At 58.3% G+C, this 22,346-nt stretch carries 19 protein-coding genes and 1 tRNA gene; 14 read left to right on the forward strand and 6 right to left on the reverse strand.

Going from position 1 to position 22,346, the window contains the following annotated elements; translation table 11 throughout:
- The first annotated feature begins 299 nt into the window (after window positions 1–299).
- Complete coding sequence (locus tag ACZ5DH_RS10215) at window positions 300–1,487, forward strand: M20 metallopeptidase family protein (RefSeq protein ID WP_464254186.1); 1,188 nt, start codon at window positions 300–302, stop codon at window positions 1,485–1,487.
- A gap of 68 nt (window positions 1,488–1,555) precedes the next feature.
- Window positions 1,556–2,821 carry an MFS transporter gene (locus tag ACZ5DH_RS10220; RefSeq protein ID WP_464254187.1) on the forward strand — a complete coding sequence of 422 codons (1,266 nt, stop codon included), beginning with the start codon at window positions 1,556–1,558 and terminating at the stop codon, window positions 2,819–2,821.
- 826 nt (window positions 2,822–3,647) lie between these two features.
- Here ACZ5DH_RS10220 and ACZ5DH_RS10225 read toward each other — a convergent pair.
- Together ACZ5DH_RS10225 and larC are read right to left on the reverse strand one after the other, a co-directional pair.
- Window positions 3,648–4,127, reverse strand: a complete 480-nt coding sequence (locus ACZ5DH_RS10225; RefSeq protein WP_464254188.1) for a hypothetical protein — start codon at window positions 4,125–4,127, stop codon at window positions 3,648–3,650.
- A 399-nt stretch (window positions 4,128–4,526) separates the two neighbouring features.
- Window positions 4,527–5,699, reverse strand: coding sequence for a nickel pincer cofactor biosynthesis protein LarC (larC, locus tag ACZ5DH_RS10230; protein WP_464254189.1), 1,173 nt, complete (start codon window positions 5,697–5,699; stop codon window positions 4,527–4,529).
- A gap of 149 nt (window positions 5,700–5,848) precedes the next feature.
- Here larC and ACZ5DH_RS10235 point away from each other — a divergent pair, with 149 nt between their 5' ends.
- The 4 genes from ACZ5DH_RS10235 (at window position 5,849) to ACZ5DH_RS10250 (ending at window position 11,082) form a co-directional block, all read left to right on the forward strand.
- Complete coding sequence (locus ACZ5DH_RS10235; RefSeq protein WP_464254190.1) at window positions 5,849–6,508, forward strand: CBS and ACT domain-containing protein; 660 nt, start codon at window positions 5,849–5,851, stop codon at window positions 6,506–6,508.
- Window positions 6,509–6,760: 252 nt separating this feature from the next.
- Window positions 6,761–7,078, forward strand: a complete 318-nt coding sequence (locus ACZ5DH_RS10240; RefSeq protein WP_012625537.1) for a TusE/DsrC/DsvC family sulfur relay protein — start codon at window positions 6,761–6,763, stop codon at window positions 7,076–7,078.
- A 427-nt stretch (window positions 7,079–7,505) separates the two neighbouring features.
- On the forward strand, window positions 7,506–9,944 hold the full coding sequence (locus ACZ5DH_RS10245) for a penicillin-binding protein 1A (RefSeq protein WP_464254191.1): 2,439 nt from the start codon (window positions 7,506–7,508) through the stop codon (window positions 9,942–9,944).
- 244 nt (window positions 9,945–10,188) lie between these two features.
- The gene (locus ACZ5DH_RS10250; protein ID WP_464254192.1) at window positions 10,189–11,082 is read left to right on the forward strand and encodes a tRNA (adenine-N1)-methyltransferase; all 894 of its coding nucleotides are present in this window, start codon (window positions 10,189–10,191) and stop codon (window positions 11,080–11,082) included.
- 826 nt (window positions 11,083–11,908) lie between these two features.
- Here ACZ5DH_RS10250 and rfaD read toward each other — a convergent pair.
- Window positions 11,909–12,880, reverse strand: coding sequence for an ADP-glyceromanno-heptose 6-epimerase (rfaD, locus tag ACZ5DH_RS10255; RefSeq protein ID WP_464254193.1), 972 nt, complete (start codon window positions 12,878–12,880; stop codon window positions 11,909–11,911).
- A gap of 153 nt (window positions 12,881–13,033) precedes the next feature.
- Here rfaD and ACZ5DH_RS10260 point away from each other — a divergent pair, with 153 nt between their 5' ends.
- The 8 genes from ACZ5DH_RS10260 to ACZ5DH_RS10295 all read left to right on the forward strand — a co-directional run bounded on the left by ACZ5DH_RS10260 (window position 13,034) and on the right by ACZ5DH_RS10295 (window position 18,282).
- Window positions 13,034–13,360 (forward strand): hypothetical protein, encoded by a 327-nt coding sequence (locus tag ACZ5DH_RS10260; RefSeq protein ID WP_291300974.1) that lies wholly within the window; start codon window positions 13,034–13,036, stop codon window positions 13,358–13,360.
- Window positions 13,353–14,147, forward strand: a complete 795-nt coding sequence (locus tag ACZ5DH_RS10265; protein WP_464254194.1) for an ABC transporter ATP-binding protein — start codon at window positions 13,353–13,355, stop codon at window positions 14,145–14,147. The genes ACZ5DH_RS10260 and ACZ5DH_RS10265 overlap by 8 nt, the downstream gene beginning before the upstream one ends.
- Window positions 14,144–15,307 (forward strand): SufB/SufD family protein, encoded by a 1,164-nt coding sequence (locus tag ACZ5DH_RS10270; RefSeq protein ID WP_464254195.1) that lies wholly within the window; start codon window positions 14,144–14,146, stop codon window positions 15,305–15,307. The genes ACZ5DH_RS10265 and ACZ5DH_RS10270 overlap by 4 nt, the downstream gene beginning before the upstream one ends.
- A 130-nt stretch (window positions 15,308–15,437) precedes the next feature.
- A tRNA-Ile gene (locus tag ACZ5DH_RS10275) sits at window positions 15,438–15,513 on the forward strand.
- 198 nt (window positions 15,514–15,711) lie between these two features.
- Entirely contained in the window at window positions 15,712–16,236 is a 525-nt protein-coding gene (locus ACZ5DH_RS10280; RefSeq protein ID WP_464254196.1) for a phosphatase PAP2 family protein, read from the forward strand.
- A gap of 298 nt (window positions 16,237–16,534) precedes the next feature.
- Window positions 16,535–16,894 (forward strand): ArsR/SmtB family transcription factor, encoded by a 360-nt coding sequence (locus ACZ5DH_RS10285; RefSeq protein WP_464254197.1) that lies wholly within the window; start codon window positions 16,535–16,537, stop codon window positions 16,892–16,894.
- Between the two features lie 55 nt (window positions 16,895–16,949).
- Window positions 16,950–17,795 carry an arsenite methyltransferase gene (gene arsM / locus ACZ5DH_RS10290; RefSeq protein WP_464254198.1) on the forward strand — a complete coding sequence of 282 codons (846 nt, stop codon included), beginning with the start codon at window positions 16,950–16,952 and terminating at the stop codon, window positions 17,793–17,795.
- Between the two features lie 220 nt (window positions 17,796–18,015).
- On the forward strand, window positions 18,016–18,282 hold the full coding sequence (locus ACZ5DH_RS10295) for an RNA recognition motif domain-containing protein (protein WP_464254199.1): 267 nt from the start codon (window positions 18,016–18,018) through the stop codon (window positions 18,280–18,282).
- A 729-nt stretch (window positions 18,283–19,011) separates the two neighbouring features.
- Here ACZ5DH_RS10295 and secF read toward each other — a convergent pair.
- The 3 genes from secF to yajC form a co-directional block, all read right to left on the reverse strand.
- Window positions 19,012–20,115 (reverse strand): protein translocase subunit SecF, encoded by a 1,104-nt coding sequence (gene secF, locus ACZ5DH_RS10300; protein WP_464254200.1) that lies wholly within the window; start codon window positions 20,113–20,115, stop codon window positions 19,012–19,014.
- A 17-nt stretch (window positions 20,116–20,132) separates the two neighbouring features.
- Entirely contained in the window at window positions 20,133–21,707 is a 1,575-nt protein-coding gene (gene secD / locus ACZ5DH_RS10305; RefSeq protein WP_464254201.1) for a protein translocase subunit SecD, read from the reverse strand.
- 223 nt (window positions 21,708–21,930) lie between these two features.
- Window positions 21,931–22,275 (reverse strand): preprotein translocase subunit YajC, encoded by a 345-nt coding sequence (yajC, locus tag ACZ5DH_RS10310; RefSeq protein WP_291302466.1) that lies wholly within the window; start codon window positions 22,273–22,275, stop codon window positions 21,931–21,933.
- Between the last annotated feature and the right edge of the window lie 71 nt (window positions 22,276–22,346).

Below are 22,346 nucleotides of genomic sequence, written 5' to 3' on the forward strand. Positions count from 1 at the left end.
AATAAATAGCGCTTACGCCTTCGCTGCGGGCGCCTGCTCACGCAGTCGCCAGAGCAATTTCAAAGTTAAAATGCTCCAGAGCGTCTTGCCGTTGAGAATATTCACCCGCAAGGTTCAGAACATTTCAAAGTAAAAATTTCTCTGCAATTTAGTCTAACAAAATCGCTATATTACCAATTGCCATCTCATGGGGCTGGGTGTATGCTCACAACATGTTGCATCATCTTACCATGTGATCACGCTGCCGGCAGTCCCTCCCTGCCTGTTGGTGGGGCTGTCCCACAGCAAAGGAGAAAATCATGTACCATATGCGCAAAGAAGCGGAAGGCATCAAATCCCAACTGGCGACGTGGCGTGAAACTTTGCACCGGCACCCCGAATTGAGCTTAAAGGAATTCTGGACCACCGAGTATCTGAAAAAAGAACTTGCCGCCATGGGCATAGAAATTGTGGACTGGGGCGGCGAGACAGGCGTTGTGGGCCTGCTGCACGGTCCCCGCCCCGGCAAGTGCGTGGCCCTGCGGGCCGATATAGACGCCCTGCCCATTGAAGAAAAAAGCGGCGTTCCCTTCACTTCGGAAAATCCCGGCGTCATGCATGCCTGCGGGCACGACAGCCATATGGCCGCCCTGCTGGGCGCGGCCCGTCTTCTGACCGAACACAAAGACGATCTCAAGGGGACGGTGAAGTTCATCTTTCAGCCTGCGGAAGAAATTTTCGCGGGTGGCCCCCTTATGGTCAAAAAGGGCGTGCTTGAAAATCCCCATGTGGACTTCATCTTCGGTCAGCACAATATCTGCGAATACCCGGCGGGCAAGGGTCTGATCTCCTCCGGCTCCATCATGGCCTGTTCGGCCTTCATTTCCATCACTGTGCACGGCAAGGGCGGCCATGGGGCCGTGCCGCATCTGGCTAACGACCCCGTTGTGGCCGCGGCGGCCATCATTTCATCGCTGCAAAGCATCGTCAGCCGCGAGATGCGCCCCACCGAGGCCGTGGTCGTCACCATCGGCAGCATACACGGCGGCACGGTGGCCAATGTCATTCCCGATACCGTCAGCATGCAGGGCACCGTGCGCTGCTTTGACCTTGAACTTTTCAACGAACTTGAAGACCGCCTGCGCCGCGTCATCGACAATACCGCCGCAGCATACAGGGTCACGGCCGATTTCGAATACAACAAGCTCGTCCCCAACGTGAACAACCCGCCGGAGCTTACCGGGTGGATGCGTCAGGGCCCCATGAAGGAAGTGTACGGCGAAGAAAACATCCTGCCCTGCACGCCCAGCATGGGCGGCGAGGATTTTGCCTGCTACATGGCGGAAACTCCGGGGATTTTCGCATGGTTCGGCAGCGGCAATCCTGACAAGGGCATCAAATTCTCGTGGCACAACCCCGCGTTCAACGTGGATAACGAAAGCCTGATTTACGGCGCGGCGCTCTATGCGCAGGTCGCCCTGGACTGGCTGGCCAAGGAAGCCGGATAACAAGCGTACAGCCGGACAGCGTACGCGCGCCGCCCTGCTGATGCAAAACAAGCTGAAGGAGAGGCTCTATGGCATTCAAATGGAAGCACAGGCACACGTCTCTGGCCGTGGTTTTTGTGGTCTGGCTGGTTTCCTACCTTGACCGCATGGTCATGTCCACGGCCATACCGTACATTGCGGACGACTTTAACCTTTCCGCCAGTGAAATGGGCGTGGTCATGAGCGCGTTTTTTGCCGGCTACGCCCTGTTCCAGATTCCCGGAGGCATTTTGAGCGACCGCTTCGGGGCGCGCAAGGTTCTGGTTTTCGCCATCGCATGGTGGTCCATCTTCACACTTTTCACAGGATACGCCAGCAGCCTGATCGGTCTGGTGCTCATCCGCATCTGCTTTGGCATCGGTGAAGGCATCGGCCCCGCCGCCACGTGGAAATCCCTGGCTGTCTGGACGCCCGCCTCGGAACGCGGGCGCGCCAACTCCATCATGATGAGCACAAACTCGCTCGGACCCGCCCTGGCCCCGCTTTTTGTGGTGGCCATCATGTCATACTGGGGCTGGCGGGCCGTGTTCCACTATCTGAGCATACCGGGCTTTCTGCTCTGCATATGGGTCTGGTTCACCCTTTATGACAATCCCAAGGAAAAAAAGGGCGTCAGCGAGGAGGAGCTCAGGGAGCTGGAAGAAGATTCCTCCGCCCAGGGTGTGGAGCAAAAGCGCCTGACCTTTATGCAGGTACTGGCCACGCCCGTGGTCTGGAAGTCGTTTCTTCTGCTTTTCTTCAGCAATACCGTGGCCTGGGGCTATATGTCCTGGCTGCCCACCTATCTTGTCAAAAGCCGTGGCCTGGCCATGGGGCAGATGGGCATTGCGGCGTCGCTGCCCTTTTTCGCGGGCTTCATCGGCGCCATCGTTTCCGGCTATCTTATGGACGGCGCGCTGAAGAAGCACCGTTTCCACTATGTCATAGTCACCCAGTTGTGCATGGCGCTTTTCCTCTACCTCATGTTCACGGCTGAAAGCGTGACCACCCTTATGATCTTCAACGTCATTGCCGGGTACTTCTGCTTCTGCTGCGTGGCCTCGGTCTTCAGCCTGCCCATGATGGAGGTGCCCAAGGAAATCGCGGGGCGCGCCATGGGCATCGTAAACACCGCCGGGCAACTCGCGGGTTTTCTGGCCCCCATCATCGTGGGCCTGCTCATTACCACCGCCGCTGACGGCATACAGAACTACAACGTGGCCTTTGGCTTTTTGTGCTGCTCCAACATCATGGCAGCCATCATCGCCTTCTTCTTCCACCGCGGCAACGTCAGAGCCGCTGCCGCCGCCGCTTAACGTAATTTCACTGTAAAATGCTTTGTGGGGGAGGGACCCTTTTGCAAAAGGGTCTCCTCCCCCACACCCCCACCCCCCAAAACCTTTATCGTGGTTTAGAGCGGTTTAACTTTGAAATTGCTCTGGCGACTGCGTGAGCAGGCGCCCGCAGCGAAGGCGTAAGCGCAGCTTCAGCCGTTGCTTTAGCCGTTGTGACGCAGGCTTCAGCCGTTGCGACGCAGGAAGCTACGGATAAAGACAGCCTGAGTAACTACACAATTCACTCCATACAATCGCTGTCGCCATTCGTAAGGCTCGCAGACTCGCCAACGACTGCCGCGAAGCTACGGATAAAGCAACGGCTGCCGCGAAGACAGCACCGCTATTTATTTGCGCTGTTAAGCGCCGAAGCATGCGTGTCTTAAACTTTGAGAATGTCCATTCTCAAAGTTAATCTGGTCTAGAGCGGTTTAACTTTGAAAAAGTGCAACTGCTCTAACGCTGCACAAAAGGGCGGCTCTGGCGGACAGCAATATCCCCTGACCGTGGTCTCTGCGATACGCAAAAAAGCCCCGCGGGCATTGTAGCCTGCGGGGCTTGATATTGCTGCCAAACCATGCGTTTACGGGGGGTCTTCAGGGTGTGCAGCCGCGAAGAGATTGCCTGTGCCGCATGCGGCTGGCGGAAAGTGCGTCAGTCGTCAGGGCCCTGTACCTTTGCGAAAATACATTCTCAAAGTTTACGGCACGCCCACATTGGACGCTCAAGAGCGAAACAGATCGCGCCCGCGCCACGGCTGTGGACGTCTGCTCACGCAGCCGCCTTGAACAATCTCACTTGAAATGCTCTAGTTGGTAACCTCACCATCGACACGCTGCGGAGCACGGGGCTGCGGGCCGGGGCGCTTGTCATTGGGTCGGGCCACCTTGGAGCCCTTGGGCTGCTTGCCGTTGGGGCGGGCCATCTGGTCGTTGCGCGGCCCCTTGCTGCCGGGGTGCCCGGCAACGGATGCCTTGCCGGACTTTGCGCCGGCATTCTGGCCATAGGCGCTGCCCTTGGCGGCTTTTTTGGGCGCGGGCTTGCCATTGCCGGCCTTGGCAGCCTTGGGAGCCTTCTGAGCCTTGGCAGCCTTGAGGCCCTTGGCGTCCTTTTTGCGCGGGGCGTTCACACCCTGGCCCCCGTCGTACTGCTGGTCATTGCGAGCCGCAAGCATGACGCCCGGCCCATTGCCGAAAACGTCCGCGTTTGCCTGAACCGGAGCCCCGATCCACAGGGCAGCGGCAAGGGTGCACAACCCCAAAGGCCGCCAGAGATTTTGCATGGTCATAATGGTATCCTCCTTAAAGGGCACACAGCCCTGAGCTTCCATATGCCTATGCGTTCCCGGACGCAAGAGGTCTTTGCATATTACCCGTCTTCAGGCTGAAACTATTACTCTTTTTTTACCAGGGCATCTTAATTTTGAAACAAGTTAAAATGCTCTAACGCTGTACGCGAGTGCAGCGCGCCACAACCTGGCGTGGATTCTGCCGAGCTTTGGCCGTTACGATGCAGGCTTCAGCCGTTGCGACGCAGGAAGCTACGGATAAAGCAATGGCTGCCGCAAAGACAGCATTGGTTATCCGTAAGCGGTAAAGACCCGCTAACGGCTACCGCCAATCGCATTTCCAGGCAGAATGACAAATTGAAATGCGAAGCATTTCAAAGCTAATCTGGTCTGGTTTCTTTAAATCTCCGGGCAGTTTTCGGGGTTGGCAGCCAGACGCAGCGCAGGAGTCCCAAGGCCATCCTCATGCGCGGCCCGCCCCAGGGCTTCGGCTTCGGGGCGTACATACCCGCGCCCCTCGACCACGTACAGCTTGGCTGGCATATCCCGTCCCGCCACTCTGGCCGTCACAGCCCTGCGCGGCAGCACCAGACGCTCCATACGCTGACAGCGCAGCCCCAGAGTGTGGGTGTGCCGCACCATGGCGCGGCTGGCCGCGTCTTCGTTTCCCACAAGGCACAGTACGCGCAGCAAACCCGAAGGACGGTTTTTCTTGCCCGTACCCGGCAGCCACAGCACATCCAGCACTTCGGGCATGTCGGCCAGAGCCGTGAGGGCCTGACCAAGCTCTTCGCCTGTGAGGTGATCAATATGGGTTTCAAGCTGGCTGACCAGTTCACGCCCGCCACGGGCATGGTCTGCCTGGGGGGCCGCCTCCAGCAGCCAGACCCGCAGGCCCGACGCGGCCGGACGTGAACCATAGCCCGTGCCCATAGCCCTGAGGGTGCCACTGGGAGCCCCGGTAAATTCGTCGGTCAGGGCATGCAGCAACGCCGCACCGGTGGGGGTGATCAGCTCCTCGCGCGCATCGGTGGCGTACACGGGTTTGTCGCGCAAAAGCCAGGCCGTGGCGGGCGCGGGCAGGGGAATACGCCCGTGTGCGCAGTCTATGCTGCCCGAAAACCAGGGCAGGGATGAAGCCGTGATCCGGCGCGCCCCAAGCTGCTCCAGGCCATAGCACACGCCAAGGATGTCCACCAGGGTGTCCACTGCGCCCACTTCATGAAAATGCACCTTTTCAGGCGCTATCTGATGGGCGTGCGCCTCGGCCATGGTCAGGGCGTCCAGCACGGACAAGGCGCGCTGGCGCACCGCGGCGGGCAGATCCACCGCGTTGAAGATGGCGGCAATGTCCGCCGGGTGGCGCAATGGCTGCCCTTCATGCCGCCAACGCACATCAGCACAACGGCCAGGGCCGGCCGCCCTGACCTCTTCGCGTACTTCAAGCTCACAAGGCACGCCCGCTTTTTCCAGAGCCGCCGTCAGAGGGGCGAAATCCACGCCAAGATGGGCCAGGGCCGCCAGCGTCATGTCGCCGCTGATGCCGCCGCCGCAATCCAGATAAACTTCCATACGTCCCCATATGCCGCCGACAGACGCGCCGGAAATCCCCCAGGCGCACACTTGTGCAGCATCCGTTTGTTGTTGTATAATCAAAAAAAGGCCGCTGTGCCCGGTGGCCGCAGAACCAATCAAACCGCATCGAAAAGCCGGAGGGAAGCATGCCTGTTCAGAACTGGATGACCACCGATGTTGTCAGCGTCACCCCGGAGACGTCTCTGCTCAAGGTTGGCAAACTCATGAAGGACCATCACGTCCGCCGTTTGCCCGTTCTTGACGATGCAGGACGTGTCGTTGGCATTATCTCCGACCGTGATGTGCGCGACGCCTCCCCCTCCAAGGCCACCACGCTCGACATGTATGAAATGCACTACCTGCTGGCCGAATTGAAGGTCAAAAACATTATGACCCCTAACCCCCTGACCGTCAAACCTTCCGACACGGTGGAACAGGCCGCCCTGCTCATGCTTGACCACAAGGTCGGCGGGCTGCCGGTGGTGGAAGAAAACGGCAAGCTGGTTGGCATCATTTCTGACCACGACGTTTTCAAGGCTCTGGTGGACATCACCGGCGCGCGCCTTGGCGGCCTCCAGTTCGCCATAGAGCTGCCCGACCAGCCGGGCACGGCGCGCCCCGTCTTTGACCTGCTGCGCGCCCACAACGCCCGCCTGCTGTCGGTGCTTACCGTGTGCAACGCCGATGGCAATCGTCACCTTTTCATACGAGTGCGTGATCTTAACAGTAAAGCTGCGGAAGACACGCTTATGGAAGAAGTTGCAAAGCTCGGCCGAGTGCTGTATTGCATCCGTCAAGATGGTTGAGCCGAGCGATCGGGATTCGATTATATCGGTGAAATAAATAAGGAAAAAATTTGACCAGATCGGTGGGGCAGACCAAAAAAACGTGCCAGGGCTTGCCATCAAATTTTTTTTATGGCATAAAGGCATTCGTTGTGATTGCATTACGCTTTCGCGCCCCATCGGAGGAATTCGGCCGGGAAACCCCGGTTGGCTGCGCCAGGAGTATCTTGCTCCGGCGAGGTTGAGTACTATCTGTCCAAGGAGGACACACGCATGGCTGAGATCACCTATAAAGGTAAAAGCTTTGAAGTTGACGAAGACGGCTTCCTTCTGCGTTTTGACGACTGGTGCCCCGAATGGATGGATTATGTGAAAGAATCCGAAGGCATCTCTGAAATCACCGCCGACCATCAGAAGATTCTTGACTTCCTGCAGGATTACTACAAGAAGAACGGCATCGCCCCCATGGTCCGCATTCTGTCCAAGAACACCGGGTACAAGCTGAAGGAAGTTTACGAACTGTTCCCCTCCGGCCCCGGCAAAGGCGCATGCAAAATGGCCGGTCTGCCCAAGCCCACCGGCTGCGTGTAGTCCGAGCCGTTACATTTCGGAAAAAAGCGGAAGGGAAACCTTCCGCTTTTTATTTTTGGCGCGAACTGCCGTAAAAATACACTTCGCAAAGGGCACGGCGCGCGCTACCATATATCCGCACGGTCCGCTCGTTACGATATGCCGTTATGATATGCCCGCTCGGCGCGCAACAGCACGGACAAACCGCGCGCGGCCCGGACACTGTGCCGCGTCTTCACGGCAAGAGCGGTTTGCGCGGCCTGAGCAATTTCAAAAGAGCTTGCTCGACAAACCAGCATATCTGCAATTTACAATTGTTTGTTTGTAAAATGCGTCCTCATCCACCATTTCAGGCGTACAGCCCCCGTCCGCACATTTCGCAGCCCGCCGCACCCGGCGCTTTGGACGCGCACTTTACGCCGAAGCAAAAAAACGGTATCGCCCTGCCATGAAAATTCGTCTGTCGTGGAAAAAAATCACTCTCTGGCTGATTGGCATTATACTGGTTTGCGGCATTCTTGGCGGAAGCGGCGTGGTCATGCTCTTTTACTGGGCCTCGCGCGACCTTCCGGACATTAACCGCATAGCAGAGTACAAGCAGCCTCAGGCCACGGTCATTCTGGCCCGCGACGGCTCTACACTGGGCACGCTTTTTCATGAAAAGCGTTACGTCATCGGCCTCAAAGAGATGTCGCGTTATCTGCCCATGGCCTTTCTGGCCGCTGAAGACGACGCGTTCTACCGCCATATGGGCGTGGACCCCACGGCCATCCTGCGCGCGGCCATCAACAATTTTCGCAAGGGACGCCAGGGCGAGGGCGGCAGCACCATCACCCAGCAGCTTATCAAGCAGCTTTTGCTGACCTCCGAACGCAGCTATACCCGCAAGATGAAAGAGGCCATTCTGGCCTATGATCTGGAAAAGACCTATACCAAGGACCAGATCCTCACCATCTATCTCAACCAGATATACCTCGGTGAACACGCCTATGGCGTGGAGGCCGCCGCGCGCACCTACTTTGGCAAGCACGCCTCGGACATCACGCTGGCTGAAAGCGCCGTTATCGCCGGGCTGCCCAAGGCTCCCAGCACATACAACCCTTTCCGGCGGCCAGAAGAGGCCAAGAGCCGGCAAATGTACGTGCTTGGCCGTTTGCGCGACCTCAAATGGATCACCAATGAGGAATACGAAAAAGCCGCAGCCGAGCCTCTGGTTTACTGGAGCATGCCCGAGGGCATGGGCGGCGCGGCCCAGTGGTACCTTGAAGAAGCCCGCCGCCTGCTCATAGAATTTTTTACGGAACAGAACCTCAGGGCCCTTGGCATAGAAACCGACAAAACCGGCGCGGATTACGTGTACGAAGCCGGTCTTACCGTGCATACAGCCATGGAGCCGGTCCATCAGTACGCGGCAGGAGCCGCGCTGCGGCAGGGCCTCGAAGAACTGGACAAACGCCAGGGCTGGCGTGGCCCTCTGGAAAAGCTGGATGCGGAAAAGCAGAAGAGCTTTCTTGCCCAGAAGAGCTTCAGTCCGCTGGATCTCGCTGGCGACAGCTGGGTCAAGGCCGTCGTGACCCAGGTGGAAGCCAAGGAAGCGCGCGTGAGCCTTGGCCAGGGGTATACGGGCGTCATCCCGGTGGCCGACATGTCCTGGGCGCGTAAGCCCAATCCCAAGGTGGCGGGCATTTATGCTCCTGCCGTCAAGGATGCCAAACAGGTGCTCAGCCCTGGCGACCTCATCTGGGTGTCCGCCGCTGAAACCACTATTGTGGAAACAGGAGCCAAGGGCCGCAAGGAAAAGAAAACCCAGCCCTTTGACCCCGGCACTGCCAAAAAAGGCACGCCCATTGCCCTGCTCTTGCAGCAGGAACCGGCGGTGCAGGGCGCCATTGCCTCGGTGGAGGCTGAAAACGGCGACGTGGTGGCCCTTATCGGCGGCTACCAGTTCGGCGACAGCCATTTCAACCGCGCAACCCAGGCCCGTCGCCAGCCCGGTTCCAGTTTCAAGCCGGTGGTCTATTCCACGGCGCTGGACATGGGCTTCACCGCGCTCTCAACAGTGCTGGACGCGCCCTTTGTGTATGTGAACCCCTATACCAACGAGGTATGGCGGCCTTCCAACTACGAAAAGAACTACAAGGGCGAACTGCCCCTGCATACCGCGCTGGCGCTGTCGCGCAATACGTGCACGGTGCGCATAGCCCAGCAGGTGGGCATTGCCAACGTCATCCAGCGGGCCAAGGCTCTGGGGCTTGAACCCCACTTCCCGCAGGAACTTTCGGTCAGCCTGGGCGCTGTGGCGGTTTCGCCCCTCAACCTCACCCAGGCATACGCGGCCTTCGCCAACAAGGGCCTGGGCGTGCGCCCACGCATCATCACCTCCATCGCCGATCCCAAGGGCCGCGTGCTCTACCGGCAGGATGTGGAGCAATGGCAGGCCCTCACCCCGCAAAACGCCTTTATGATGGCTACCCTGCTCAAGCAGGTGGTCAACGCGGGCACTGGCAGCCGCGCCAAGGTTCCGGGGTACAATATCGCCGGAAAAACCGGCACCACCAACGAAGAGCACGATGCCTGGTTTGTGGGCTTTTCTCCCCATCTGGTCACGGGCATCTACGTGGGCTACGACCAGTTGCAGAGCCTGGGCCGCCTTGAACAGGGCGGACGCACCGCCGCCCCCATCTTCCGCGCCTATCGCGTGGAAGTGGAAGACCGCTATCCTGCCGACGATTTCGTCATGCCGGAGGGTATTGTCATGAAGGACGGCCTCGCCTTCCGCTCCGACATGCCCATAGAGGGCGCTTCGGCCACGGCCGCCTCCACCGAGGACGACAGCGTGGTGGACACCTCACAGGGCGGCGAAGACCTTATGCGCCAGATGTTCTGATTTTTTTCTATGAAAACACTGATTAAAGAGCCTCCTGGAAACGCGCGGTTGTTTCGTTTGGCAAGGCGCGATCTTTTTTTGAAGCAGGAGTGGACTCTTCCGTCCTCGACTGTTTCAAAAAAAGTGAAGCAACGCCGCCAAACGGAATAAATCAGCGTTTCCCTGCGTTCTCAGCTTCCAGGGGCCGGACAACCGGCCCCTTCCGCGACTTTACGCGCCCAACGCCGCAACACAAAGGAAATGCATGATTCCCTATGGTTCTCTTGTTGTTTACGTGACGCCCAAGGGCCGCCGCTACACCAAACGCCTGGTCGAAGACCAGAACTGGCACAGCAACGACGGCACCCTGTTGGCCTCTGATGTGACCCGCTGCGATTTCGGCAGTGTGGTTTACACCAATCAGCAGGTGCCCATACAGGTAATGGAAGCCACCCTTTACGACCGCCTCAAGACCCTCAAACGTCAGACGCAGATCATATATCCCAAGGATATCGCCTACATCTGCCTGCGTCTTGGCGCTGGCCCCGGCCGCACCATCATTGAGGCCGGGTGTGGTTCCGGCGGCCTGACCACGGGCCTTTCATGGTTCTGCGGCCCCACCGGGCGCGTTGTCAGCCATGAGGCCCGCGAGGAATTCATGGCTCTGGCCCGCAAGAACCTTGAATGGGCGGGCGTGGGAGACAACGTTGAGCTGCACAACCGCGACGTGGCCCAAGGCTTTGCCGTCACAGGCGCGGACGCCCTCTTTCTGGACGTGCGCACCCCCTGGGAATATCTTGACCACGCGGTGGCGGCCGTGCGCCCCGGCGCAAGCTTCGGCTTTCTGCTGCCCACGGTGGATCAGGTCAGCAAGCTTTTGCTCGGCCTTGAGCGCGGCCCCTTTGCGGATGTGGAAGTCTGCGAGATTCTCATCCGCCGCTGGAAGCCCGTGGCTGACCGCCTGCGGCCCGAAGACCGCATGAACGCGCATACGGGATTTCTGGTTTTTGCCCGCCAGCAGGAACGCAGTCAGGACTTTGAATCGCGCAAACCCCTGGGCACGCGCGAACGCAAGCAGGAGGCCGCACGGCTGGCCCGCCTGGGCCTGGACGGCGAAACCCCGCGGGACGCCACGCCAGAGGAAGATACGGAAGAGTAAAGTAGTTTTACTTTGAAATGCTTTGTGGGGGAGGGACCCTTTTGTAAAAGGGTCTCCTCCCCCACGCCCCCACCCCCTAGACCAGATTAACTTTGAGAATGGACATTCTCAAAGTTTAAGACACGCATGCTTCGGCGCTTAACAGCGCAAATAAATAGCGGCGCTGTCTTCGCGGCAGCCGTTGCCCGCAGGGCTTACGGATAACGACAGCGACTCTTTGAGTAAGATTTTTGCGTAACTCATTGCCGTCTTTATCCGTAGCTTCGCGGCAGTCGTTGGCGAGTCTGCGAGCCTTACGAATGGCGACAGCGATTGTATGGAGTGAATTGTGTAGTTACTCAGGCTGTCTTTATCCGTAGCTTCCTGCGTCGCAACGGCTGAAGCCTGCGTCACAACGGCTAAAGCAACGGCTGAAGCTGCGCTTACGCCTTCGCTGCGGGCGCCTGCTCACGCAGTCGCCAGAGCAATTTCAAAGTGAAAATGCTCTAAAACTTTTACTATAGTATAGTGTAATACAAAGGGTTTTCTGATATAAGCGATGGTTCAGAACATTTTGACTTTGGAAAAAGTCACATGCCCAAACGCTGTCCACGAATGTTCAAAAGCCCGGCACGTTCACACGTGCCGGGCTTTTTCTGCACAATGGCTCAAGGGTTCGCCATGCTTGCTGAAATCACAGAGCGGCCCGCTGGGCTTCCTGCATTGGCCCTTGAGCCGTCGGTTGTCGAAAGTAATGCGGTTCGGGGCGGCCATGAAAAGCCCGCTCCCGTAAAAAATTCGGCGCGAAAGTACCTGCCAAATCCGGCGCGAAAAAACTGTCGACCCACTACAGATAGGGGTCTTCATTCTCCAGATAGCCGCAAACGTAGTCGGCAACGCCCTCTTCAAGCGGCGTAAAGGCAAGCGGGCAGTCCACGCGCTCAAGCCAGCCCATGGCGGCTTCGGTATAGTGCTGGTAGCGCCCCTTCAGCGTTTCGGGCATGTCCACATAGTTGATGCGGCATGGCAGCTCAAGAGCGGCAAACACGGCCTGGGCCAGTTCGTTGAAGCTGCGGGCCGTGCCAGTGCCCACGTTGTGGATGCCGCAAACGTCGTTGCGCTCCAGCAACCAGGCCATAAGGGCCGTGCAGTCTTTGACATAGACAAAGTCGCGGCTCTGCTCGCCGTCAGCCATGTCCGGCCTGTCCGATTTGAACAGGTTCAGGCTGCCCTCTTTTCTGATCTGCCTGTGGGCCTTGGCGGCCACGCTCTGCATATCGCCCTTGTGGTACTCGTTGGGGCCGTAAACATTAAAGAACTTCAGGCTGACCACTTCGTTCTGCAAGCCTTCGCGCAAGAGCCAGAGGTCGAAAAGCTGCTTGGAGTAGCCGTACATATTCAAAGGCCGCAAACGCGGCACAAGAATCTCGTCGTCGCTGAACCCCAGCGATCCGTCGCCGTAGGTGGCTGCGGAACTGGCGTTGATGAAGCGGGCCCCCTTATCCAGGGTATAACGGCAGAGGTCGCGGCTGTAGTGGAAGTTGTTTTCCATCAGAAAATCCGCGTCCTTTTCCGTGGTGGCGGAACACGCGCCAAGATGCACCACGGCGCTGACCTCCCAGGGCAGGGCGTCGCGCTTCATGAGATCGAAAAACCGATCCCTGTGCAGATAGTCCACATAACGGCGCTTGACCAGGTTGCGCCACTTGTCGCTTCTGGCCAGGTTGTCGACAATCACAATATCTTCAATATTCATGCAGTTGAGTTGCCACAAAAGAGCGCTGCCCAAAAAACCCGCGCCACCGGTAATCACATACATGGCTACCTCCATACACTCTTTTTTATGATACCCAGTAGCGTATTGTACCGCAAGGGCGGCCGCGGGCCCCGACCCTGTTCCACCGCCGCCCCCACTGGACACAGGCTTGCAAGTTTGCCACTATGCGGCATCTGCAAAACCAAGGGGAATACCATGAAAGTGTGCATCGCTTATATGCACGGCAAGCCGGTGATGCTGGAGCTGCGGGACGATATCGCCTATATTAATGACGAACCCGAACCCATCAAAAACCTCAGCCGGGAAATGCTTCAAAACTTCAGTGACGCCGTCAGCGCCATACCCTACAGTGCGGATCCGGGCTACGACGCCCTGGTCAATGCCAAACGAGCTGCCTTTATCGTGGATCTGCTGGCCAAGGCCGTGGGAGACGAGTGCGTCTCCAGGCTGACCCACATTCTGGATCATGTGCATTACGATGTGATGGAATATCTTGGAGAAACCGGAGACAGCGATGCTTGAAATTCATGACCTGCATGTGGAGGTCAAGGGCACGCCCGTGCTCAAGGGCATAGACCTTCACATAAAACCCGGCGAAACATTCATCCTCTTTGGCCCCAACGGTTCCGGCAAGACTACCCTGCTTATGACGCTTATGGGCGTTTCAGGCTATACCGTCACCCAGGGGCAGATTATTTTCAAGGATACGGACATAACCCATGCCCCCATGTACGAGAGGGCGCGCCTTGGCCTTGGCATGTCCTTCCAGCGGCCGCCCACCATCCACGGACTGCCCACGGGCAAACTGGTGGAACTGTGCGGACGCGGACGAAAGATGGATATTTCGGCCATGGCCCGCAAAGTGCATTTTGACAAATTTCTGGACCGCGACGTCAACGCGGGGTTTTCAGGCGGCGAAATCAAGCGGTCTGAACTCCTGCAACTCATGGCCCAGCAGCCCGACCTGCTGCTTTTCGACGAGCCGGAATCGGGCGTGGACCTTGAAAACATGACCCTCGTGGGCCAGACCGTGCGCAACCTGCTTGACGGCATGCCGGATCGATGTTGCGCCACGCTGCGGCAGCGTGAAAAGGCGCGCTGTACAAGCGGCCTCATCATTACCCACACAGGGCACATTCTGGAGTACGTCAACGCTCACAGGGGCCAGGTCATGTACAACGGCAAACTGTGCTGTGAAGCCGGGCCGCGTGAAATTCTGGAGCACATTGCCAAACACGGTTACCAGGAATGCCTGCGCTGCCTGGCTGGCGACATGTCTGGTCAAATTGCGGAGGCTCCCCTCAAATGAGCAATGTAAATCTTTCCCGATACAGCTTCAGCGGCAACGAAAGCGCCGCCCCCATCGAAGACCTCGCCAGCCTGCCCGCTGAAGACAGGGAACGCCTTGTTCTGGCAGGCATTGACGTCAACGACCGCTCCGTCAGCGGCGCGTTCATGCAACTCAACCATGCGGGTGTTCACTGCCAGACCAGTCATGAAGGTCTTGACCTTATGGACATCCGCACCGCGCTGAAAAAATTCGACGGCCTGCCCCAGTATTTCTGGAAGCTGCTTGATCCTGACAAGGACGAATTCACCCGGCTCACGCGCGAACACTGCAATGGCGGCTATTTTGTCCGCGCCCGCAAAGGGGCCAGAATCAGCCAGCCTGTGCAGTCCTGCATGTTCATCAAGGGGCACGGCGCGGGCCAGAGCATCCACAACATCGTGATTGTTGAAGAAGGCGCTGAGCTGCACATCCTTGGCGGGTGCGCCACGGCCCACGACGCCAATGACACCGCCCACCTCGGCATTACCGAATACTATGTGGAAAAGGGCGGCAAGCTCACCTTCACTATGATCCACAACTGGGGCACAAGCACCACGGTGCGTCCCCGTTCGGCGGGCATTGTGGAAGCCGGGGGCGAGTTTCAGAACAATTACATCCTGCTCAAGCCTGTGGCCGATCTGCAGATGTACCCCACCATGAAGCTGCAGGGTCAGGGCGCTGTGGCCCGCTTCAACTCCGTCATCGTCGCCCCCACAGGCTCCCATGTGGACTGCGGCAACCGCATCGAACTCAACGCCCCCGACACGCGCGGCGAGGTCATCTCGCGCACCCTCACCACGGGGGGCACCATCATCAACCGGGGCTTCATCGGCGCTTCCGCAGCGCCCGCCAGAGGGCACCTTGAATGCAAAGGGCTCATACTGGGCGGGGGGCGCATCCACGCCATACCCGAACTCGACAGCAACCAGGACGGAGTGGAACTGTCGCATGAAGCAGCCGTCGGCAAGATCGCCCAGGAAGAAATTGAATACCTCATGGCGCGTGGTCTGGATGAAGATGAAGCGGCATCCACCATCGTGCGGGGCTTCCTCAATGTGGACATCATGGGCCTGCCCCTGCCGCTGAAAAAAGCCATGGACGAACAGATCGCCCTGCTTGAAACCGGCAACGCCATGTAGTGACAACTTGGAAAGGTGAAGCATTTCAAAGTCCGTCTGCTCTAGTCCGGCGGCAATGTTATGAAAATCCGGCAGTTCTGCCTTGTTGACTTGACCGACACACAACTTGCGTCTATAGTTCCACTCCTTGGGGCCTATAGCTCAGTTGGTAGAGCCTCCGGCTCATAACCGGCCTGTCCCAGGTTCGAATCCTGGTGGGCCCACCAAGACAATCAGTAGAGTCCGCCGAGGCACAACACGCCTTGGCGGACTTTGCATTTAAAGCATTTTGCCTTTGAAAAAATTTGCAGGCTCCACGCCTCCGCGCCACCTGCCGCCAGCGGGCAAGGCATGCCCCTGTTGCACCAGAAAAACCGCCATCAGGCGGCCTTCCACATATAAAACACCACCACGAAAGAACAGCCATGCAGTCCCTGAATCACGAACTTTTTCTGACGCTGAACGCCGATGAATCTTCACCTGTTGCTCTCATTGCCATTGCCCGCCTTCTGGCTGAATTGCCCATAGCTCTCGCGGTGCTCGCGGCGCTCTACGTACTGGTACGGCGAAAATCTGAAAAAGCCGTCGCCATGCGTCTCCTGCTGTCAGTGTCCCTGGCCATGGCCGCGGCCTACGCCATCAGGAAAATCCATTATACTCCCCGGCCCTTTGTTATTGACCTCGGGCACACCTTGATTGACCACGCTCCCACAGCATCCTTCCCCAGCTTTCACGGCACCTTTCTGTTTTCATTGGCCGCTGCTCTGCTCTTTTGCCCCAAGGAACGCGCCCTGGGCGCAGTGCTCCTGCTGCTGGGTCTGGCGACGGCCTGGGCAAGAATATATCTTGGCGTGCATTACCCTCTGGACATGCTGGGAGCGCTTATTACCGCCTTTGCCGCCGCTGCCGCCGTTCACTGCTGCTTTCTTTTGCGCAGGCAACGGACGTAACGACAAAAGCTCCGCACCTCCGCAACAGCTAGAGCATTTAACACTTGAAATGCTCGCTTACGGCAGGCAAAAGCCTGCCTTCTCGCATTTCGTGGCAAGGATTTTCAGGAAAATCCTTGCAGAGCAGTTAACTCATTTCATTCGTTAACTGCTCTATTTTCAAGGATGGCCCACCCGCCGCCAAGGGCGTAACAGCGCGGGCAATCCGCGCTTGCAGCTTTACGTTGCACTGCCCCGCAGTGATCCCCCCTGCGACAAGCCCATTGACATATTTCAAAAGAAGTTGAAATATTGATCTATGGAAGTCACCCACGCCAGCACACTCTTTGAAGCCCTGTCTTCGCCCGTGCGCCTACAACTCTTTCGGCTGCTTGTACGCTTTGCTCCTGACGGGCTGGTGGCGGGAGAAATAGCCAAACACCTGCAAATCCCCGGCACCAACCTTTCATTCCACCTCAAGGGGCTTTTGCGCACCGGCCTTATCACGGTGGAAAAAGAGGGGCGCTTTCTGCGCTACAGGGCCAACATCCCCCTGATGCTGGAAACCATCGCCTATCTTACTGAAGAGTGCTGCGCGGGCCATCCCGAACAGTGCGAGCGGTTCCGGGCCCAAAGCACGGTGTCGGCAGCGGTGCTGCCCGTGCGCTGCTGCAAGTAATTTTTTTATCACAACAATTCAACTATATTTGAAATATTAAAATAAAGAGAACAGCATGAAGCACTCCAGCACACCCACAAGCGACCAGCACGTCAGGGAAACCGTTCGTTCCGGCTATGCGGCCATAGCCACGGGGCAGCAGCGTTCCTGCTGTTGCGGCCAGCGCGGCAATGTTGCCGACCCCACCAGGCTGGCGCAAACGCTGGGTTACGATGCCGCGACCCTTGCACGTTTGCCCGAGGGCGCCAACATGGGCCTTTCGTGCGGCAATCCTGTAGCCATGGCCGCGCTCATGCCCGGCCAGACCGTTCTTGACCTTGGCAGCGGCGGCGGCTTTGACGCTTTTCAGGCTGGTGAAAAGGTGACCGCAAGCGGGCACGTCATCGGCGTGGACATGACGCCCGAGATGCTCGACAGGGCGCGAAAAAACATTGCGTCATACAGCCAGCTCACCGGGCTCGAGAACGTGGAATTCCGCCTGGGAGAAATCGAGCATCTGCCTGTTGCCGACAACAGCGTTGATGTGGTTCTGTCCAACTGCGTCATCAATCTTTCGCCCGACAAAGAACAGGTGTGGCGAGAGATTTTTCGCGTCCTGAAACCCGGCGGCAAGGCTGCGGTGTCAGACCTTGCCCTCCTCAAGCCGCTGCCGGAAAACATCCGCACGATGGCCGCGGCTCTGGTGGGTTGCGTGGGCGGAGCCATTCTGGTTGAGCAAACCAGGGCCATTGTGGAAAAAACCGGATTTTCCCGTTTTGCGCTGCGCCCCAACCCCGACTATGTGCAGAGCATGCAGGACTGGAATGACCCGCTGTACGCAGAAATTGCAAAAAACCTGCCCCACGGCAAAAAACTTGCAGACTATGTAGTGAGCCTGACTATTGAGGCGTACAAAGAGTAAAACCTACAGAATTGCGGGTTTTACAGCCTCCTGCCATGCCAGGCAAGGATTCTGACCAATTTTGCAGAGTTGCATACCGCGCATTTCTCTTGACAGTCTTTTCCGACCCTCGTAGAGTGCTCTCACTGATTGGGTCCAGTATTTTTTTTTGCCAGAGACTTACGTGGGTAAGGCTTCCAGCGGAAAGTCTGCACCCAGAACAACAAAAATGGAGTCTCAAATGGCTATTTCCATCTACGTGGGCAACCTGCCCTGGTCCGCTACCGAAGACAGCGTTCGTGATCTCTTTTCCGCTCATGGCGAGCCCCTGTCCGTTAAGCTCATCTCTGACCGCGAAACCGGCCGCGCCCGTGGCTTTGGCTTTGTGGAAATGAATGAAGACGACGCCCGTAACGCCATTTCCGCCCTTAACGGTGTGGAATTTGAAGGCCGCGCCCTGCGCGTCAATCAGGCTGAAGAAAAGCGTCCCGCTCCCCGCCGCTGGTAGTCCAGCCGCTAGCTGACGATTCAAGGCCGCAAGCAATTGCGGCCTTTTTTTGCGCCCTCACGATCCCCACGTGCCGCTCCAGAGCAGATTAACTTTGAAATGCTTCACATTTCAAAGTTTTCATTCAGCCGAAAAATGCGATTTGCGGTAGCCGTTAGCGGGGCTTTACCGCTTACGGATAATCAATGCTGTCTTTGCGGCAGCCGTTGCTTTAGCCGTAGCTTCCTGCGTCACAAAGGCTAAAGCTCGGCTGAATCCACGCCACGTTGTGGCGCGCCGCACTTTCGTGCAGCGTTAGAGCATTTACACTTTGAAAAAGTGTAAATGCTCTATCTTGTGGGCTGAATACGCCGCTTGCCGGGTGTACTGCTTAATCCTGTGCGCCGCTCTGCCAGTTACTGATCTGCCGGTGACTACTCTGCCGGTGCGCCAGCGTGCCGCCCGCGACTCGCCTCTTCGCTTGCCCACACCCAGGCAGATAGCCCTTGAACTGTGTGATGCAGGAAGGCGCTGCCTCTGGCTCACGCAATCAACCACAATAAAAAATTTTAGGGGGTGGGGGCGTGGGGGAGGAGGCCCTTTTTTAAAAGGGTCCCTCCCCCACAAAGCATTTCACCGCGCCATCGCTTTGGCCTCCCATCCCCGCACCCGCCCGAAAAACGCGGAATCCCCGCACCATCTGGTGCGGGGATTCTGTCTGTCGATCAAAAACCTTTACGAATTGCGGCCTTACACCATGCCGTGTTCGCCGGGCCTTTCGTACTGGTCTTTTTTCTGCACAAGACGGACGTAAAAATCCGTGTCGCCCAGAGCCAGCAGAATGGCGGAAGAAACATAGATGGAGGAGGCCGTACCTATGACCACGCCGATAAGCATGGTAAGGGCGAAATCGTGAATGACGCCGCCACCGAGGAAATAGAGGGCCAGGGTGGACAGCAGGGTCGTGCCGCTGGTCAGGATGGTGCGCGAAAGGGTCTGGTTGACGCTCTTGTTGATCAGGTGCGCCATGTCCAGATTGGGCGTGGCCCGCAGATTTTCGCGCAGGCGGTCATAGATGATGATGGTGTCGTTGAGCGAAAAGCCCACCAGGGTCATCAGGGCCGCCATGACGTTGAGGTCGATTTCAACATTCATCAACGAAAGCAGGCCCACAGTTATGGCAACGTCGTGCAGCAGCCCCACAACGGCCCCCAGGGCGAAGTTGAGGCGCAACACAAAGCATACCAGCATGGTTATGCCCAGAGCCAGCATCACAAGCCAGCCCATGCTAAGGCCCGTAAGACCGGCCACATAAATGCCGCCCCAAAGGGCCGCCGCCATGATGGCGCCAGCCATCCAGCGCTGTTCGAAACGACCGGAGATGTACACCGCAATGAGCAGAATGGCATAGTACAGCGCGCTGAGGGCCTTGTTGGTCAGGTCTGCGCCCACCTTGGGGCCCACGATCTCGAGGCGCACGATTTCAGCGGTATTGCCGGGAAAGGTGGCCGCCATGGCTTCCATCACCGTGGTGCGCAAATGTGTTGCGTCGGCGTTTTCAGCGCTGCTGAAACGCAGCAGATAGTCACGTCCGCCCTCGCCGAAGCGCTGGGTGGTGATGCCGGGCAGGGCCGGAATATCCAGGCCCTTTTTCAGGGCTTCGTCGGCGACCGGTTCCTGAAACTGCACCTGCACGATGACGCCGCCCGCGAAGTCGATGCCCATCTTGAGGCCATTGCCCCATACGGCGGAAATAATGCCGATCAGGATAAGCAGGGCAGAGGCTCCGTAGACCCAAAAGCGCTTGCCTATGAAGTCAATATTGGTGTCGTGTTTGATAAAGGTAAAACTCATGACAGCCTCCCGGCGCGCTAGATGCTCAGACCCTTGGGACCGCAATGGCGCGCCCATTCTTCAAAAATGGCCCGCGAAACAAAGATGGCCGTAAACATGGAGGCAACAATGCCCAGCCCCAGGGTTACCGCGAAGCCTCTGATGGGCCCAGTGCCGAACTGGTACAGAATGACTGTAACAATGATGGACGTGAGGTTGGCGTCCGTAATGGAGACCATGGCCCTGTCAAAGCCTGCCCGTACCGATGCCAGCGGCGTGAGGCCCAGGCGCAGTTCTTCACGTATTCGTTCATAGATCAGCACGTTGGCGTCCACCGCCATGCCGATGGTCAGCACGATGCCCGCGATGCCCGGCAGGGTCAGGGTAGCGCCAAAAGCGCCCATGCCCGCCATAACGATGAGCATGGTGAAACAGAGCATGAGGTTGGCGATAAGGCCGCTGAGACCGTAATAAAACCCGATGAAAACCACTACGGCAGCCGCGCCCACAACGGCGGCGCGCACGCCGCTGTCAATGGCCTCCTGCCCGAGGGAGGGGCCGACGCTGCGCTCTTCCAGCACGGAAACCGGGGCGGGCAGCGAGCCCGCGCGCAGCACGATGGCCAGGTCCTGCGCCTCGGCAGTGGTGAAGCTGCCAGAAATGCTTGCCTTGCCGCCGCCGATGCGTTCGCGGATGACAGGCGCGGAATAGACCTTGCCGTCAAGCACGATGGCCATGCGGCGTCCCACGCTCTCACCGGTCACGCGCTCAAAAATGCGCGCGCCACGGGCGTTGAAGCTCATGGTCACGTAGGACTTGTTCATGTTGTCAAAGGCCGGACGGGCATCGGCAACGTCTTCGCCGGTGAGCATCGAGTCTTTTTCAACAGCGATGTGCCCCTCGGGCTGACCGGCGTTCTTTTCCAGCATGGGCAGAACCACCACCCCTGGGGGCAGCACGGCCTTGCCGGGGTCCACATCTTCGCGAACCAGATGAAATTCAAGGTGCGCGGTCTGGCCGATGATCTGCACGGCGCGGCGCGGGTCGGAAATGCCGGGCAACTGCACCTGGATGCGGTTACCGGCCTGCTTGCGGATATCGGGTTCCGCCACGCCGAACTGGTCGATACGGTTGCGGATGGTGCGCAAGGCCTGATCAAGGGACAGCTCTTCAATCCTTTTGACTTCGGCCGGCGTAAAATGGGCCACATAGCGCAACTGCCCGCCTTCGCCCACCTGGGGCTGGCCCACGCTCAGCTGGGGAAAGTGGCGGGCCAGGATCTCGCGCAGCTTGGCTTCATTATCGGCGCGGGGCAAAAGAAATTCCAGGGCCGTGCCGCCCATGACGCGGGGGCGCAGCACCACTATTTTTTCGTCCTGGGCCATGCGGCGCAGGTCCTGCCCGGCAAGAGCCAGAGAGTTGCTCACGGCCTTGGCCACGTCCACGCCCAGCGTCAGGTGTATGCCGCCCTTGAGGTCAAGACCGAGATTGATCTTGCTGGACGGCAAAACGCGCTCCAGGGCGGGCCCGATAACGGGCACGCTGGGCAGCGCGTACACAAGAGAAATCAAAAATACCAACGAAGCCAAGATCAAGCGCCAGCGCAGACCCATCGCTCACCTTCCAAACAACAGATTTAAAGCACAGCATGCCCTGAAGGGCACGACTCGCCCGAAGCCTTGCAACCGCGGGCCGGGCGGGAGCCCGCAACGGTGGAACAGCACGCTAACACAGCGCGCACCAGGATCATGCCGCCCGTTCCAAGGGTCAAAAGCCCCTGAGCCGGCCTTGGCAAAGGCCAGCCCACGGGCCGGACATGACAAAAAACCAGAGATGCTACTTGCTGTCGTCCTTGCCGCCCTTACCGGGCACAAGGCCGCCAATGGCGCCGCGCGTAACGCGCAGTTTGGACTCTCCGCTTTCAAGCAGCACCTGTTCATCGTCGATTTCAAGGATGCGGCCAATCAGTCCGGCGGACGTGATCACATGGTCGCCACGCTTGAGTTCGGCCAGCATGGCCTTGTGGGCCTTGGCCCGCTTCTGCTGCGGACGGATGAGCAGAAACCAGAAGATGACGAACATCACGATGAGGGGAAGGAACTGCATAAGCATGTCGGTTCCGCTGGCGGGGCCGGCACCGGCCTGGGGCGTGCCCATGGCGTAGGCTACTGATTCAAACAAAACGCACCTCCAAAGGTGTAGCAAAGTCATTGGCCTGAACGTCACGCATACCGCCGGGCAGCCCCAAGGCC

This window comes from Desulfovibrio simplex (genome assembly GCF_055387835.1).

Excerpts from the sequence above, each read along its gene's own strand:
- ACZ5DH_RS10215 (WP_464254186.1), top strand. The coding sequence starts at position 300 with ATGTACCATATGCGCAAAGAAGCGGAAGGCATCAAATCCCAACTGGCG.
- ACZ5DH_RS10220 (WP_464254187.1), top strand. The coding sequence starts at position 1,556 with ATGGCATTCAAATGGAAGCACAGGCACACGTCTCTGGCCGTGGTTTTT.
- ACZ5DH_RS10225 (WP_464254188.1), bottom strand. The coding sequence starts at position 4,127 with ATGACCATGCAAAATCTCTGGCGGCCTTTGGGGTTGTGCACCCTTGCC.
- larC (WP_464254189.1), bottom strand. The coding sequence starts at position 5,699 with ATGGAAGTTTATCTGGATTGCGGCGGCGGCATCAGCGGCGACATGACG.
- ACZ5DH_RS10235 (WP_464254190.1), top strand. The coding sequence starts at position 5,849 with ATGCCTGTTCAGAACTGGATGACCACCGATGTTGTCAGCGTCACCCCG.
- ACZ5DH_RS10240 (WP_012625537.1), top strand. The coding sequence starts at position 6,761 with ATGGCTGAGATCACCTATAAAGGTAAAAGCTTTGAAGTTGACGAAGAC.
- ACZ5DH_RS10245 (WP_464254191.1), top strand. The coding sequence starts at position 7,506 with ATGAAAATTCGTCTGTCGTGGAAAAAAATCACTCTCTGGCTGATTGGC.
- ACZ5DH_RS10250 (WP_464254192.1), top strand. The coding sequence starts at position 10,189 with ATGATTCCCTATGGTTCTCTTGTTGTTTACGTGACGCCCAAGGGCCGC.
- rfaD (WP_464254193.1), bottom strand. The coding sequence starts at position 12,880 with ATGTATGTGATTACCGGTGGCGCGGGTTTTTTGGGCAGCGCTCTTTTG.
- ACZ5DH_RS10260 (WP_291300974.1), top strand. The coding sequence starts at position 13,034 with ATGAAAGTGTGCATCGCTTATATGCACGGCAAGCCGGTGATGCTGGAG.
- ACZ5DH_RS10265 (WP_464254194.1), top strand. The coding sequence starts at position 13,353 with ATGCTTGAAATTCATGACCTGCATGTGGAGGTCAAGGGCACGCCCGTG.
- ACZ5DH_RS10270 (WP_464254195.1), top strand. The coding sequence starts at position 14,144 with ATGAGCAATGTAAATCTTTCCCGATACAGCTTCAGCGGCAACGAAAGC.
- ACZ5DH_RS10280 (WP_464254196.1), top strand. The coding sequence starts at position 15,712 with ATGCAGTCCCTGAATCACGAACTTTTTCTGACGCTGAACGCCGATGAA.
- ACZ5DH_RS10285 (WP_464254197.1), top strand. The coding sequence starts at position 16,535 with ATGGAAGTCACCCACGCCAGCACACTCTTTGAAGCCCTGTCTTCGCCC.
- arsM (WP_464254198.1), top strand. The coding sequence starts at position 16,950 with ATGAAGCACTCCAGCACACCCACAAGCGACCAGCACGTCAGGGAAACC.
- ACZ5DH_RS10295 (WP_464254199.1), top strand. The coding sequence starts at position 18,016 with ATGGCTATTTCCATCTACGTGGGCAACCTGCCCTGGTCCGCTACCGAA.
- secF (WP_464254200.1), bottom strand. The coding sequence starts at position 20,115 with ATGAGTTTTACCTTTATCAAACACGACACCAATATTGACTTCATAGGC.
- secD (WP_464254201.1), bottom strand. The coding sequence starts at position 21,707 with ATGGGTCTGCGCTGGCGCTTGATCTTGGCTTCGTTGGTATTTTTGATT.